The 15,037-nt window shown below is 58.3% G+C and carries 13 protein-coding genes; 9 read left to right on the plus strand and 4 right to left on the minus strand.

Annotated elements, in window-relative coordinates; genetic code table 11:
- The first annotated feature begins 10 nt into the window (after nucleotides 1-10).
- Entirely contained in the window at nucleotides 11-721 is a 711-nt protein-coding gene (locus tag DRW39_RS21525) for an SIR2 family NAD-dependent protein deacylase (RefSeq protein ID WP_116109248.1), read from the plus strand.
- Here DRW39_RS21525 and DRW39_RS21530 read toward each other — a convergent pair.
- Together DRW39_RS21530 and DRW39_RS21535 are read right to left on the minus strand one after the other, a co-directional pair.
- Complete coding sequence (locus DRW39_RS21530; RefSeq protein ID WP_116109250.1) at nucleotides 708-1,445, minus strand: SDR family oxidoreductase; 738 nt, start codon at nucleotides 1,443-1,445, stop codon at nucleotides 708-710. The genes DRW39_RS21525 and DRW39_RS21530 overlap by 14 nt on opposite strands.
- A 64-nt stretch (nucleotides 1,446-1,509) precedes the next feature.
- Complete coding sequence (locus DRW39_RS21535) at nucleotides 1,510-2,109, minus strand: Crp/Fnr family transcriptional regulator (protein ID WP_157976296.1); 600 nt, start codon at nucleotides 2,107-2,109, stop codon at nucleotides 1,510-1,512.
- A 175-nt stretch (nucleotides 2,110-2,284) separates the two neighbouring features.
- Between DRW39_RS21535 and DRW39_RS21540 the strand changes: the two genes are divergently transcribed.
- The 3 genes from DRW39_RS21540 to DRW39_RS21550 all read left to right on the plus strand — a co-directional run bounded on the left by DRW39_RS21540 (nucleotide 2,285) and on the right by DRW39_RS21550 (nucleotide 6,818).
- Entirely contained in the window at nucleotides 2,285-4,828 is a 2,544-nt protein-coding gene (locus tag DRW39_RS21540; protein WP_116109253.1) for a carboxypeptidase regulatory-like domain-containing protein, read from the plus strand.
- Between the two features lie 289 nt (nucleotides 4,829-5,117).
- Entirely contained in the window at nucleotides 5,118-6,239 is a 1,122-nt protein-coding gene (locus DRW39_RS21545; protein ID WP_116109255.1) for a helix-turn-helix domain-containing protein, read from the plus strand.
- Nucleotides 6,240-6,446: 207 nt separating this feature from the next.
- Nucleotides 6,447-6,818, plus strand: coding sequence for a helix-turn-helix domain-containing protein (locus tag DRW39_RS21550; protein WP_116109257.1), 372 nt, complete (start codon nucleotides 6,447-6,449; stop codon nucleotides 6,816-6,818).
- Nucleotides 6,819-6,916: 98 nt separating this feature from the next.
- Here the strand turns inward: DRW39_RS21550 and DRW39_RS21555 are convergent, their stop codons facing one another.
- Both DRW39_RS21555 and DRW39_RS21560 read right to left on the minus strand, forming a co-directional pair.
- Nucleotides 6,917-8,086, minus strand: coding sequence for an MFS transporter (locus DRW39_RS21555; RefSeq protein WP_116109258.1), 1,170 nt, complete (start codon nucleotides 8,084-8,086; stop codon nucleotides 6,917-6,919).
- A 350-nt stretch (nucleotides 8,087-8,436) separates the two neighbouring features.
- On the minus strand, nucleotides 8,437-10,122 hold the full coding sequence (locus DRW39_RS21560) for a M3 family oligoendopeptidase (RefSeq protein ID WP_198664977.1): 1,686 nt from the start codon (nucleotides 10,120-10,122) through the stop codon (nucleotides 8,437-8,439).
- A gap of 85 nt (nucleotides 10,123-10,207) precedes the next feature.
- Here DRW39_RS21560 and rpoN point away from each other — a divergent pair, with 85 nt between their 5' ends.
- The 5 genes from rpoN to DRW39_RS21585 all read left to right on the plus strand — a co-directional run bounded on the left by rpoN (nucleotide 10,208) and on the right by DRW39_RS21585 (nucleotide 14,755).
- The gene (gene rpoN, locus DRW39_RS21565; protein ID WP_116109260.1) at nucleotides 10,208-11,704 is read left to right on the plus strand and encodes an RNA polymerase factor sigma-54; all 1,497 of its coding nucleotides are present in this window, start codon (nucleotides 10,208-10,210) and stop codon (nucleotides 11,702-11,704) included.
- A gap of 54 nt (nucleotides 11,705-11,758) precedes the next feature.
- Nucleotides 11,759-12,049 (plus strand): GNAT family N-acetyltransferase, encoded by a 291-nt coding sequence (locus tag DRW39_RS21570; protein WP_157976297.1) that lies wholly within the window; start codon nucleotides 11,759-11,761, stop codon nucleotides 12,047-12,049.
- Nucleotides 12,050-13,144 carry a glycosyltransferase gene (locus DRW39_RS21575; protein WP_116109264.1) on the plus strand — a complete coding sequence of 365 codons (1,095 nt, stop codon included), beginning with the start codon at nucleotides 12,050-12,052 and terminating at the stop codon, nucleotides 13,142-13,144. It abuts the gene before it with no gap.
- Nucleotides 13,145-13,178: 34 nt separating this feature from the next.
- A complete protein-coding gene (locus tag DRW39_RS21580) occupies nucleotides 13,179-13,718 on the plus strand; it encodes a PepSY-associated TM helix domain-containing protein (RefSeq protein ID WP_116109265.1) in 540 nt (179 codons plus the stop codon).
- Nucleotides 13,719-14,137: 419 nt separating this feature from the next.
- Nucleotides 14,138-14,755 carry a DUF4253 domain-containing protein gene (locus tag DRW39_RS21585; protein WP_157976298.1) on the plus strand — a complete coding sequence of 206 codons (618 nt, stop codon included), beginning with the start codon at nucleotides 14,138-14,140 and terminating at the stop codon, nucleotides 14,753-14,755.
- The last annotated feature ends 282 nt before the right edge of the window (nucleotides 14,756-15,037 follow it).

Here is a 15,037-nt window from a genome sequence, read left to right on the forward strand (position 1 = left end):
CCACCCTACCATGTCCAAGCCCCACGTCGTCGTCCTTTCCGGAGCCGGTATCAGCGCCGAGTCCGGCCTGCGCACGTTCCGCGACAGCAACGGCCTGTGGGAGGAGCACCGCGTGGAGGACGTGGCCACTCCCGAAGCATTCGCCCGTGACCCGGAATTGGTCATGCGATTTTATAACCTGCGCCGCGCCCAGTTGCTGGAGGCTACCCCTAATCCCGGTCACCGCCGCATCGCCGAGCTGGAGAAGGATTACCGCGTCACCGTCATCACCCAGAACGTGGACGACCTCCACGAGCGCGGCGGTTCCACCAATGTCCTTCACCTCCACGGAGAACTCACCAAGGTGCGGTCCGTACACCGGGAGGACGGCGAGATTCCCTGGACGGGTGATCTCGCCATCGGCGACCTGGACGAGGAGGGCAATCAACTCCGCCCCCACATCGTCTGGTTCGGCGAGGCCGTCCCCATGATAGAACGGGCGGTGGAGGAAATTGCCACGGCCGACGCCGTCATCATCGTCGGCACCTCCCTGCAGGTCTACCCCGCCGCCGGGCTGGTCGGCTACGCGCCCGACGATGCCCCCGTGCTGTACATCGACCCCAATCCAGCGGTGAGCTACGAATTGCGCGCCCGCAAGGACGTCCACGTCATCGAGATGGGGGGTAGCGAAGGCATGGCCGTGGCTACCGATCTGCTGCGGGACCTGCTTACCACGGACTGATCCCCGTTTCCGGACTATTATCGTAGCTGACGAACCGGCCGGTCGGACCGTCGGCATCCAGTAGCGCGTACTCCACGATGGGGGCGGCCCCTTCGGACACGTCGTTCGGACCGGAAAAATTATTGAACTCCGTAGCCGTGTACCCCGGATCCACCACGTTCACCCGGAAGGGCGTGTCGCGCAGCTCGTAGGCCAGTACGGTATGGTAGGCGTTCAGCGCGGTCTTGGAGGGGCCGTAGGCGGCGAGCTTCACCTGGTAGTGGTTCCAGTCGGGGTCGTGGTGCAGCGTCAGGGAACCGAGGCCGGAGGTGACGTTCACGATCACCGGCACCGGCGCGTCCTTCAGCAGGGGATAGAAGGCCTGCACCATATTGACCGTCCCGAAGAGGTTCGTATCGTAGACCCGTTTCATCTCGGCCACGTCCATCGTCAGGGCGCTCTGCGGATAATCGCCGGCGATGCCGGCGTTGTTGATCAGGATATCCAACTGTACCTGCTTTCCGGCAATGGTCTCCGCCGCTTTCCGGATGCTACCGGCATCGCTTACATCGACTTCTACCGGTTCTACCTGCGTGAGTCCGTCCTCCTTTAGTTTGGCCGCGGCCGCCTCTCCTTTTTCCAGATCCCGGCAACCCAGGTAGACGTACACGCCCCGCTGCAGCAGTTGACGGGTCACTTCCAGTCCGATTCCGCGGTTAGCGCCGGTGATAAATGCGTATTTCATAATGCTTTGTTTTGTTTCCACAAAGCTCGGAGCCTGGCATGCGGGTGCCGTTGTCAAATGACAACTAATTGTCCGTCCCCCTTGCTTCGTGGACCGGCACCAGGTTGCGGCGGATGCGGCTCAGCGAAGACTTGGTTACCCCGATGTACGACGCCAGGTAGTTCAGCGGGATGCGGTAGTGCAGCTCGGGAAAGCGCTCCATGAAGTTGAGGTAACGTTCCTCGGCGGTTTCGGAGAGCATGGGGCTGATGCGGTTCACCTTTTCAGTCATGCCGTGTGCCAGCAGGCGTAGAAACAGGGCATCCCAATCGGCGATGTGCTTCCCCAACTCGTCGAAGGCCGACCGGGAAATACACAGCGTCCGACAGTCGGTGATGGTTTCGACGTAGGCCATCGTCGGCAGCCCGTAGAGGAAGCTGCTTCCGTCGGTGGAGAAGTGTCCCTCGTCCACGAAGTATTTGGTCACTTCCTTCCCCGCTTCGGTGTAGTAGTAGATCCGGGTGATCCCCTCCACGATGAAACAGAGCTCCCGGGGTATTTTCGCCGCTTCCATCAGCCGGGCTCCCTTCGGCAGACTTCGGGCGCGGGTGGCCTGCTCGATACGCCCGACTTCCTCCGGGCTTAGGGTACCGAACTGCCGTAGATAGTGAATTAATTCGTCCATAAGGGTGCTTGCTTGGCGTCTACGTAGTAAGGTGCGGGGCGGGGGGTAGGTTGATGCGCCGGACGCGCTTATTTTTGGGCGCCGGAGCGCAGGAAAATTGCCTATCCGACAAACCGCAACAATTCCGGGCACCAATTCCCCAAGCCCGAACGTTGGCATACCTTTACCGATCTCTATGCGGTTCCCTACTACCCTGCTCACCTTCCTGTTCATCGCGTTCTCCTGCGTCCACGCTCAGGTAGAGACGGCTACGCTGACCGGCCGGGTGACGGACCTGGTGACGGAGGCCCCCGTGGATTACGCCACCGTCTACGTGCGCGGCGCTACTACGGCGGTGGAGAGCAGCGAAACCGGACGCTACGTGGCCAGCGTACCCGCGGGGGAGGCCTTCGTCCTGGTTTTTAGCCGCATCGGCTACCGGGAGACCGAGGTACGGGTCGAGGAAATGCCCGCCGGCACCCGCAAGCAAATTGACGTGGCCCTGGCACCGGTGGAGAGCGACCTGGAAGTGATCGTGCGCGAGAGCAAGGTCGAGGAAGGCGGCATGATCCGCGAGGACCCCGCCCAGCTGCGGCTGCTTCCATCCGTGACCGGCAACCTGGAAAGTCTGCTTCCCAGTATCGCCCTGGGCGTGAGCAGCGGCGCCGGCGGCGAATTGACGAGCCAGTACAACGTCCGCGGGGGCAACTACGACGAAAACCTGGTCTACGTCAACGACTTCGAGATCTACCGCCCCCAGCTCATCCGCCAGGGCCAGCAGGAAGGACTCACCTTCGCCAATCCTAAACTGATGCGCAGCCTGAGCTTCAGTTCGGGCGGCTTTGAAGCGCGCTACGGAGATAAGCTTTCCTCGGTACTGGACATTAAGTACAAGCGCCCCGACAGCCTGCGCGCCTCCCTGGAGGGCAGCCTGCTCGGCGCTTCGGCCCATCTCGAAGGCAGCAAGCGATTGGGCCGCACCAGCTACCAACGCCTTCGCTACCTGGTGGGGGCTCGTTATAAAACGACCAGCTACCTGCTAGGCTCCCTCGAAACCACCGGCGAGTACCTGCCCAATTTTTTCGATGTACAGGCCTACGTTACCTACGACTTCAACCGCACCCTCCAATTAGGCCTGCTCGGTAATTACAACCGCAGCATCTACAACTTCAGCCCCGATGTACGGCAGACGGCCTTCGGCGGATTTTTCCAGACGCTCGTGCTGCAGGGTCAGTTCGACGGCGACGAACGCGACGACTTCGCGACCCAGATGGGCGGCCTGTCGCTAACCTATATTCCCGAGCGCAGCGAGAACCCCCTGTTCCTGAAGTTCCTCACCTCCGCTTTCCGCAGCAACGAAAACGAATCGATCAGTATCGCGGGGCGCTACGTTTTGGGTGAGCTCGACACCAACCTCGGCTCCGAAACCTTCGGCGAAGTGACGGGCGTCGTTGGCAACGGCCTGCAGCAGGAGTATGTCCGTAACCTGCTCGACATCCAGGTGTACAACGCCGAGCTACGCGGCGGTCTCGAACTCAACGGCGGAGACGAGGAAACCACCAGGGCCCACTTCCTGCAGTGGAGCGTCAAGGCGCAGCATGAGCGCGTCAACGACTACATCAACGAGTGGGAGCGCCTGGATTCGGCCGGCTACAGCCTGCCCTTCGATGAGGATGGCGTGCGGCTGTTCAGCGTGCTCAAAACGGAGAACGACCTGGTGAGCAACCGCTTCAGCGCCTTCTTCCAGGACACCTACACCTGGCGTAAGGAAGACCGGGCCGATATCCGCCTCAGCGCGGGCGTCCGGGCGGTGGCCTGGGATCTGAACGACCAGGTCGACGTCAGCCCCCGCGCGCAGTTGCTGTACAAACCCCTGGGCAAGGCCGCCGACATCACCTACAAACTGGCCGGGGGCATGTACGTCCAGCAGCCCTTCTACCGGGAGATGCGCGCGCCCGACGGTACGGTCAATACCGACCTGCGCAGTCAGAAATCGATCCACGTGGTCGGAGGTATCACCAGTGATTTCTACTACGGCAAGCGCAACCCGAAAAAATTCCGGCTGATTACCGAGGCGTATTACAAATCTCTTTGGGACCTGGTCAGCTACGAGATCGAGAACGTCCGCATCCAGTATTCCGGCCTGAACGACGCCACCGGCTACGTGGCCGGCCTGGATTTCCGGCTCAACGGCGAGTTCGTCCCCGGAGCCGACAGCTGGCTGAACCTCAGCCTCCTCCGGGCCCGCGAAAGCCTTACCGCCGTGCAGCACCGTGAAGTAACGGGACGTACCGAGGAAGGCGAAATTATCTATGAGGAGAAGGAATACGTTCCCCGCCCTACCGATCAGCTCTTCCAGCTTTCCCTCTTCTTCCAGGACTACCTGCGCGATAACCCCAACTTCCGCACCCACGTCAACCTCACCGTTGGCGGCGGCTTGCCCTACGGCATCCAGGGCAACAACCGGGAGGTACGCAACACCCTGCGCTTCGATACGTACCACCGCATCGATATCGGCTTCAGCCTGCGCCTTTTCGACCGCGACGAATCCCGCCGGGCCCGCACCTCCCCCCTCCGATTCACCCGGTCGACCTTCCTGAGCATGGAGGTCTACAACCTCATGAACGTTGGCAACCAGGCAGGCACGACGTGGATCAAAACCATCTTTCAGCAGCAGTATGCCGTCCCCAACCGGCTGACCGGGCGGCGGGTGAACCTTCGCTTGCTGATGGAATTCTGATCGGCCACCGAAAATATAAATTAGCCGGCCGCGAATGTTTCGATTTTGGCCATTCCATCTCACATTCTGCCAAAACAGGTGTCAAACCCAACGCAGACATATGAAGCGCACATTTTTAGGCGTAAACCTACCAGTGTTTGTTCATAGTGTCTCTACGCGGTTTGCCAACCTGAATATTACGTAAGAAGCAAACCGTATTTAAAGCCAGCTTTTCCGGGATCATCTCCGAAAAGGCTGGCTTGTTTGTTATATTGCTGGACCGGCTAACCGGGCACACCAGTATAACCCAATGCGTTTCGCCGACCTAATTAGTCTCCTGGGCTTAATTCAGGGCATATTGCTGTCCGCCGTCATTCTGCGGGCTGATAAACCCCGGCGTCCGACGCTCCTGCTGGGTCTGTTCATCCTGACGCTGAGCCTGCGCATCTTGCCCTTTTTGCTGTATCGCCTGCCGCTGGGAGCCAGCTTTCCCGTGGTCCGTTGGCTCCCCCTCTACTTCTGGTATGCTTCTCTCCCCTTGCTTTACCTGTATATTAAGCGACTGACCGGTAGGCTTTGCTGGCACCGGGACTGGCAGCACCTGATCCCCGGCATGGTAGAGTTCTTAGTCCTCTCCGGCGTGCTATATGCAGAAATCACGCACGAGGAGCCCCTGTGGGGCTCCGGTGACGTACAGCTCTTCTTGACCCTCTATTTCCTCTTGGCGATCGGGCCCGCCCTACTGTACGGATACCTGATTCTGGCCCTGCTCAAACGCAGCCATTCGGGCATCACGCAATACTATTCCAATCTGGTCGGCAAGGACCTAGTCTGGCTCAAAGTCTCAGTGGTCTACCTCATCGCCTTCGCCGTCCTCTACAGCTTCTTACGCTTCGGCCCCGTACCGGTGAGCCTTGATGCGATCGCCATATTTGGCGCCATAGCCAATACGACGGCCGTGTATTATCTCACCATCCACGGCTTACGGCAGTTTGCACTCCACGACACGGAATTTCTCCGGCACGAACCCCCGCCCGGTCCGAAGGAAGCCACGCCAATTAAGGAGCCCGAAGAGGAGCCGGCCCTTTTTGCTACCGTAGACAATTACGTCCGTCGGCAACGCCCGTATCTCGATCCCCAACTCACGATTGCCGACCTGAGCGAGGCCCTCCAGATCAGCGAACGGAACCTGAGTCGGATAATCAACTCCGGCAGCGACCACCACTTCAACGCATACATCAATCGCTACCGGGTGGATTATGCCGTGGCGTTACTACAGGACGAGGCCTACGATCACTATAACCTGGCCGGTATCGCCGACGAATCGGGCTTCAATAACAAAGCCACCTTCTACCAGGCCTTCAAGCGGTGCGGCTACGAAAGCCCCGGGATGGTTCGGAAACTGCGTTCACACGATTCCAAAGTCATTTGAGGGTCGCGTAGCACCTCACCATTTGGTGTAGACCCGGTCGACATCTAAAAATAATTTAGTATGCATTTCGGCTCAATTGGTACAAATTGTCACAAGCCTGTTCAGATTTCCGCCACATCCGGGAAATTGGCGGAAATGTTGACAACGTAATGGGAAGAATGGGGGACATTTGAACCTCCTTAGTTGACCTTAAACCCCCACGTTGATTTGCTTAACAACCCAAATTGTTCCGGTGGCAAGCGTGATGCGACCTGGGATCGGCTGCTGCGGCTGATGCAGGAAAACAAACCCTACCGCAACCCAAAACTCGTCCAGCGGGATATAGCTACGCAGTTGCACGTCAGTAACCGTACGCTAAGCCGCCTACTCAACGAAAATGCTGGCCTGAATTTCAACTCGTTCATCAATCGCTTTCGCGTCTGGGAGGTCTGTGTGCTGCTGCGCGACGAAAAGCTCCATTACCTCAGTCTGGAAGCCCTGGCCCAGATGGCCGGCTTCAACAGCCGCGCCGTCTTTTACCGCTGCTTCAAAAGCATGACCAAAATGAGTCCGGCCGAGTACCGGACGCACGTCAAATAACCAAGTTGTTTGTTCCATAGTGTGTATATGTACCTTGCCGCCGCCACCCCCGGGTTTGCGGCGGTTTTTTTGCGGCGGAGCGCAGGTAAAATGCCTTTTTACAACCGGCCGGATCGTGGAAACGCGACGTAAAAGAAGACCGCGGCGGTTACGCCCACCAGTCCCGGCACCCGCCATATGGCCCACCAGTCGTGACTGCCGTCGGCCAGTAGGTTAGCGCTGACCGTTTCACCCGCGATCCAACTGCCGAGAAAGGCCCCCAAACCTAAATTGGCGAAGGAGATGAATCCCTGCGCGGTATTTCGCAGGTAGGGTGGCACCCGATTGTTGACGTAGATCTGAGCGGCAATGATGATCCAGGCAAAGGCTACCCCCTGGACCACGATACCGGCGTAAAGCAGCCATTCCTGCTCCCCCGGCCGGCCGATCCCGAAGGCGAAATAGCGGAGCCCCCAGGCCATCAGGCCCCAGAAGATGATGCTCCGGAAGCGGAACCGACGGAAGATGAAGGGCATGGCCAGTACGACGGCGATCTCGAAGAACTGCCCCAGCGCCATCTTGGCAGCGGCGGCCGTCCAGCCAACCTCATTGAGGAAGGGATTCAGGAAGCTGTAGTAGAAGGCGGAAGGAATACAACTGGCGAGTAACGCGATCACCAATACCACCATGCCCCGCTCCCGGAAGATGCCCCTCACCTCCTCCCCCCGCAGCGTGGCCCAGTTGAAGCCCGGCTCCGGTGGCGTGTGCGGCAGGAAGAAGGAATAGCCGGCCAGCACCAGTGCCCCGAAGCCGCCACACAGTACGGGTACGGGTGAGTTCTCGATCCCGAACACACTCAGTAGTACGCCGACGATCATGAAGGAAACGGTTCCCCAGACCCGGATCAGCGGATACTCCTGGGCCGGTCGTTCCAGGTGGTAAAAACACATGGCGGCCGCGAGGCTGAAGGTCGGGATAAAGCACAGGTTGAACAGCAACATCCACCCGTAGAACCAGGCAAAGCTGGTGGTGAAGTAGCAGGCAATAAGGGCCAGTCCCCCGATGGTATTGAGCACGCCCATCATCCGCTCGGAGGCATAGCTCCGGTCGGCCAGCCATCCCATCAGCGGTGGCGTCACGGTAGCGGCGATCGCGTTGGTCGCGTAGATCATGCCTACCTGGAATCCGGTGAAGTGCAGGCTATCCAGCAGGTAGGTACCCAGGTTGATCAGCCAGCTCGACCAGACGGCGAACTGGAGAAACAGCAGGAGGGAGAGGCGGGTACGCAGCCCTCTCCCCCGGCCCCTCTCCGTAGGAGAGGGATGACCCTTCGATGATGCTTGTTGACTGACGACTTAGTTGTTAGAGGTACTGAAAGTTGGCGGAGACGGGTGCGATCTGGTTGTGGTTATACATTACAATCCTTTCGCCTCTATCGGTAGACAAAGCGGGTCTCCTCCCCTCTCCCCCGGCCCCTCTCCGTAGGAGAGGGGTGACACTTCGATGATGTTTTTGGAATGACGGCTTAATGGTTGGAAGTGCTATATATGAGCGGAGACATTCGTGGTCTGGTCAGGCTTATAATTTACGACCACCTTGTCCATTACTGGAAAACAACAAGGGTTTGCTCCCCTCTCCCTTACAATTCCAACCGCTCCCCCACCCGGTCCGCGATCTTCTTCACCACCCCGTCCTCGAAGGGGTTTTCCAGACCGGCCAGCTTGACCAGTTCCAGAAAAGACTTCGATCCGCCGGCCTTGCAGAGCTTGACGTAGCTGTCCCAGGCCGAGGCGTGGTCCTTCTCGTCCAACAGGTGAAACTGGAACGCGCAGATCTGGGCCAAACAATAGTCGATGTAGTAAAAGGGAACACTGAAGATATGCCCCTGGCTCTGCCAGAAGGTTCCGGCCTGTAGGTGGTCGTTATCGCTGTAGTCGAGGTGGGGCAGATACGTACCTTCCATCTCCTTCCAGATCGCGTTGCGGCCGGCGTTGTCCAGCTCGGGATTCTCGTACACCCGGTGCTGGAACTCGTCAACGGCACACCCGTAGGGTAGGAAACGGAAGGCACCCGCCAGGTGGCTGAAGTAGTACTTCTGGGTATCCTCCTTGAAGAAGCCCTCCATCCAGGGGTAGGTAAAGAACTCCATGCTCATCGAGTGGATCTCGGCGGCGTCGAAGGTGGGCCAGTTGTACTCCATCGGGCGCTGGTCCCGGCTGCTGTACACCTGGAAGGCGTGGCCGAACTCGTGGGTGAGCACGTCGATGTCGTGGCTGGTGCCGTTGAAGTTGCTGAAGATGTACGGTGCCTGGTACTCGTTGATGAAGGTGCAGTAGCCGCCGGGCGCCTTTCCGTCCTTGGCTTCCAGGTCCATCAGTTTGCGGTCCTGGAGGATTTGGAAGAACTCGCCGGTTTCCTCGCTTAGTTCGCGGTACATTTTGTCGGCGTGGGCGACGATTTCCGCGGGGCTGCCCTTGGGGGTGGGGTTACCGTCGGGAAATCGAAAGGACAGGTCGTAGTACCGCAGCCGGTCCACGCCGAGGCGCTCGCGTTGCTTTTCGTACAGCCGCTGGGCGATGGGGACGATGTGGTCGCGGATCTGCCGGCGGAAGTTGGCTACTTCGTCCGGACCGTAATCCGTGCGGTTCATATTGGCGTAGCCGAGGGCTACGTAGTTGTCGTAATCGAGCTTGTGGGCCATTTGGGTGCGTAAGCCCACCATTTCGGCGTAGATGTCTTCGAGCCGCTTGCGGTTGTCGGCGAACCAGCCCCACTTGGCCGTGCTGGCCTTTTTGCGCTTTTCGCGGTCGGCCACCTGCTCCAGGGGCGCGATGCTGGACAGATTGTAGGTCTTTCCGTCCAACTCGATTTCGGCACCGCCGCGCATTTCGGTGAATTCGCTGCTTAGCTTATTGACCGCCTGGAGCTCTTCGAGGATTTCCGGGCGGAAGGTATTCAGGCTCACCTTGGCCGAATCGAAGAGCTGTTTTCCGAACTTCAGTTCGATGGATTCGCGGTGGGGGCTCTCCAGCAGGGCGCGGTAATAGTCGATCCGCCACTGCTCGGTACGGGGGAGGTGCGTGTCGAACCACTCTTTCTCCGCCTTGTAAAATTGGTCGCGGGTGTTTATACTGTAGCGGATATAACCGATGTTATAAGCAGTGGCGACGCTCGCGCGGATGGCATCGATCTGCTCGACCGCGGCAATGGCATCGTTGACGCTTTCGGCTTCGCGCAATGCAACAAGTACGGTCTGAAACGCATTTTCAAGCCGATCAAGGTCCGGTCGCTTATATTCGAATTCCGGAAAAGTAATTTGTGCCATGAAGATTGGTGTGAATTAAAAGTCTTTAAACCTGCGCTCCGCCGCCCTTAAACGTAACCCCACACCGCCACCCTATAGTTCACCTATGCTCGGACAGTCGCTCAAGCAATCCCAGCTCCAGAAGCTCAGCCCCCGGCAGATTCAGCTGATGCAGCTGATGCAACTGCCGCTGTACGAACTGGAGCAGCGGGTGAAGGAAGAACTGGAGCGCAACCCCACCCTGGAAGAAGCCCCGCCCGAGCCCGCCGACGGCCCCCTCGACCGCGACGCCCAGGAAGCCGACCAGAAGCAGGACGACCCCTTCGAAATGGAGGAGCTTTTTCAGCAGTACATCGACGACGACCCTACGAATTACCAGCAGTCGAGCAGCAGCGACGAGACCTACGACGCCCCCGGCAGCTACACCGCCGACGAGAGTTCCTTCTTCGAATACCTCGAAGGCCAGCTCGCCAACCTCGAGTTCGATACGCCACTGGATCGCACCATTGCCCTGCAGATCATCGGAAATCTCGACGATGACGGCTACCTGCAACGCCTGCCCAGCGCCATCGCCGACGACCTGCTGATCAACTACAACGTGGAGGTCGACGTCCGCCGGATCAAAAAGGTGCTGAAGATCGTCCAATCGCTCGAGCCGGCGGGTCTGGCCGCCCGCAATCTGCGGGAGTGCCTGCTGTTGCAGCTCAATAGCAAAGTCGATAACGGAGAGGATCTCGATGCCCACCACTTCGCCGACCTCGTACTCGCGCAGAACATCATCCGTGAGCACTTCGAGCTCTTCACTAAAAAGCACTACGACAAGCTGCGGGAGAAACTGCAGGTAGACGAGGACGAACTACGGGACGCCCTGAACGAGATCCTGAAGCTGAACCCGAAGCCCGCTTCCGGCCTGAGTGGCCGGGCCGGTGGACGCGCGGCCCGCGTGGTGGTGCCCGACTTCCTGGTCACCGTCCAGGACGGCGAACTGAAGCTGCGGCTGACCGCCCGCAACGCCCCCGACCTCAAGATCAACGATTACTACCAGCAGCAGCTGGCCGAATACCGTCGCAAGCAGAAAGAAAGTGGCAAACTGACCACCGCGCAGAAGCAGGCCGCGGGCTTCATCCGGCAGAATATCGACTCCGCCAGCTGGTTCATCGAGGCCATTCAGCAGCGGCAGCAGACCTTGTACAGCGTGATGCACGCGATCGTCCGCTACCAGGAAGAATTCTTCCGTACCGGCGATACAAAGACGCTGCGGCCCATGATCCTCAAGGATATCGCCGGGCCGACCGAGCTCGACATCAGCACCGTGAGCCGGGTGGTCAACAGCAAGTTCGTCCAGACGGACTACGGAACCTTCTCGCTGCGGGAATTCTTCAGCGAGGGCATGACCAACGACGAAGGCGAGGAGGTGAGCACCACGCAGGTCAAAAAAGTCCTGGGAGAGATAATCGCCCAGGAAGATAAGCGCAAGCCCCTCAACGACAGCAAGCTACAGCGTGAATTGAAGGAGGCCGGCTACGATATCGCCCGGCGGACCGTGGCTAAGTACCGGGAGCAACTGGGCCTGCCCGTTGCCCGGTTGCGGAAGGAGCTGTAACAAACATCTACGGCTGCAATCCGTACTATGGCGGCCCCAAGAAACAAGCTGCTTATGCCCAATACCGAGACCGTCGTTAACAACCAGGAAAAGAACCGCTTCGAAATCACGCATGGTTCCCAGCTCAGTAAGCTGGAGTATCGCATGAAGGACGGCGACCTGATCGACCTCGTGCATACGGAAGTTCCGGAGGATCTTTCCGGACAGGGTATCGGTGGCAACCTGGTCAAAACCGCGCTGCAGTACGCCCGCGACAATGACCTCAAGGCCATCCCCTCCTGCCCCTTCGTCGCTTCCTACGTGGAGCGCCACCCGGAGTGGGAGGATGTGACGGTCGAGCCGTAGATGCTGACCTTACTGCTGCTTGCCCTGGTCGTCCAGCTAATCGCCTGGTGCTTCGTTTTCTACCGGGCGCTGGATCCGGTGGCGGAGCCCGCCAAACACGACGAGCCCGTCTCCGTACTGATCTGCTTTTACAATGAAGCACCGACGCTGGAAGCGTGCCTGCGGGGTATTCTGCGCCAGCACCATCCCCACTTCGAACTGATCGCCGTTGACGATAACTCGACCGACGGATCGGGGATGATCGCCGCGGGTATTGCCGCGGAGGACGACAGGCTGCGCATCATCGACCCCGGCGATACGAACCCCGGCAAACGGGATGCCCTGCGGGCCGGACTCCGGGCCGCGGAGCACGACCTGGTGTTGCTGACGGATGCCGACTGCGTACCCGCCAGTGACGATTGGCTGACGCGTATGACCCATCCCTTGACCGGTTCGGATGAGGTGGTCCTCGGTTGCGGACCGCTGCGGGGCGGCAACGGACTGCTGGCCGCCTGGCAACGCTACGAGGCGACCTACGTCGCGCTGCACTACCAGGGGCTGGCCCGCCGCAACCTGCCCTACATGGGCGTGGGAAGAAACCTGGCGTACCAACGGGCCTTTTTCCGGCGGGCGGGCGGTCTTCCCCCCGCGGAACAATTGGCCGGCGGCGACGACGACCTCATCGTGGGTCACCACTCCCGGGCGCGCACCACGGCGCGGGTGACCGATCCGGCGGCCTGGACCTACACTACACCCGTGCCGACCTTCGCCGGATACATCCGGCAAAAGCTCCGCCACCAGTCCGTGGGCCTGCATTACCGCGGGGCGCACCAGGCCGTGCTGGTGGGGCTGGCGCTCAGCCACGGCATCTTTTACCTGCTGGGGTTCATCCTGCTCTTCGGTCCGCTCTGGACGTGGGCGGTGGGTATATACGCGCTGCGCGCGCTATTCGTGCTGGCTACCTACGCCCACGGGCCGGTGCGCCAGTTCCTGGGCGGGGGCACGGGGCTTCAGCTCTTTGGCAACCTGGTACTCGTCTTAATTTTCGACCTCTTTTACTCCGTACACTACCTATTCCTCCTGGCGGCTACCTTCTCCAGTCGGAGTAGCTGGTAGGCCGGAGGCCGCGCCGCCGTATCTTGGCGGCCGGATGAAGCAGAACCGACGGAAAAGGCAGGCCCTCTGGCTGCGGCGTACCCGCAGCGTGCACCGCTGGACCGGGGTGGCGCTGTTTCTTTTCTTCTTCGTGATCGGTGTCACCAGCGTCCTGCTGGGCTGGAAAAAGGACAGCGAGTGGATCATGCCCTCCACGTCCTCCGGCACCGAGCTTCCCCTCACCGAATGGCTCCCCACCGCCGAGTTGCTCACCATCGCCCAGACGGCCCTGGTGGATTCCCTCGGCCCGGAATACTCCCCCGCCATCGACCGCATCGACTACCGGCCGGGGAAGGGGTCCCTGAAATTCCTCTTCGAGGGCCACTACGGCGAGGTCCAGCTGGACGGGGCTACGGGCGCCGTCCTGAGCGTCGGCATCCGCCGCGCCGACTTCATCGAGCACATCCACGACGGCAGTATCGTCAACGATCCGTTCAAGCTGGTGTATTCGAGTTTGATGGGGGTGGCTACGGTGGTGTTTACGGTTAGTGGGTTTTGGTTGTGGTATGGGCCTAAGCGGATGCGGCGGGGGTGATCGAGGGTTTGGGTAAGATGGCTCACGGGCTCCTCCGGCCTACGGATCCGTGGCAGCGTAACGTTTCGCAATACGTACCTTAGGGGGCACACACCCATCAATAGCTGTACACGCCTCAACTAGCAAGCCCGAAATTGTTGCGTTTCATGACACGTCGGCCAGGGGGTGGATAGACGTTAATTATGGCGTGGGTATTGTGGGTGTATGCGCAATGCGGGTATGCAATTGTTGGGCGAAATGCCGGCATCAAAGCCGGCACCAAACATACCACTTTGATAAACAGATATAGACTTCAGGAGCTAATTAGCATCAAATTCCATAAAGGCAGTAAAATGAAGTTTTTGTTATTCTTTGTGTCTATCGTTTTTTTGACTTGCAACAAAACCTCGCTGGTTACAGCATCTAATTTTGATTCAGAAGTGAGGACGATAACAGATGATGAAAAAGAATTGCTTGACTCACTTAATTTCGAATTATCCGTCTTAGGTATAGTCTTGGAGAAAACTCCGTCCAAGATTAAGAGATTAGCAAGGACGTACGGAGAGTACAATTATACAACCAAGAATATAGAGTATACGACTAAGGTACACGAAGGGATATCTTTTGAGTGCACTAACAAGACTGCTCATGAACTAACTGAAAAATTCAGAGAAGAGCTCAGAAAAGAAGGATATTTAATGTACAAATCAAAAAAAAATTATACGTTTAAGCCGGATGAAGTTTCTATTATCAAATCACAGAATCAATTTGATATAATCCGAATAGAAGATACACGAGCACTAAACTATGAATTAAAAAACACTGATATTATCACAAAGCTTCAAGAATGGAATACAAACTACCCCTTCCAGATAACTGGGGCTTCAAATGACTGGCTTAGTGCAAATTTTGTGGGCGAGCTGCCGAAAAATTCGATGGCTTTTGCAAAAGAGATGTATGAATTCTGTCCTGATATTGTCGAACAGGGAACGGATACGATTGAGAAACTAGAGTCTGAAACAAAAAGGACTAATCAATTATATCTCTGGTGGGATTAAGAATAGAGGTATGTATTTCAAGTTGATATTGAGAAGAAGTCAGAAGCAATGTTTGAATCAGGTAGAATAAGTCAGAACTGGCAACGCTGAGTTATGGAGCCAGACCATAAACGGAAAATTGCATTTCGTGCCCAAGAATAGATTCGCCCAACATTGCGCCAACGCCATTAAGTTAAGCCTACCGGCTGGCCCTTGGATGTCATGCTGGCCGTTAGTTTTCGCACGTTCGACAGCTAGGTCGTCCAACGCGTATCTTCATGGCATAGTAACCTCGTCCGGCCG

It is taken from the genome of Lewinella sp. IMCC34191, from assembly GCF_003390935.1.
In the GTDB taxonomy this organism is placed as follows: Bacteria; Bacteroidota; Bacteroidia; order Chitinophagales; family Saprospiraceae; genus Neolewinella.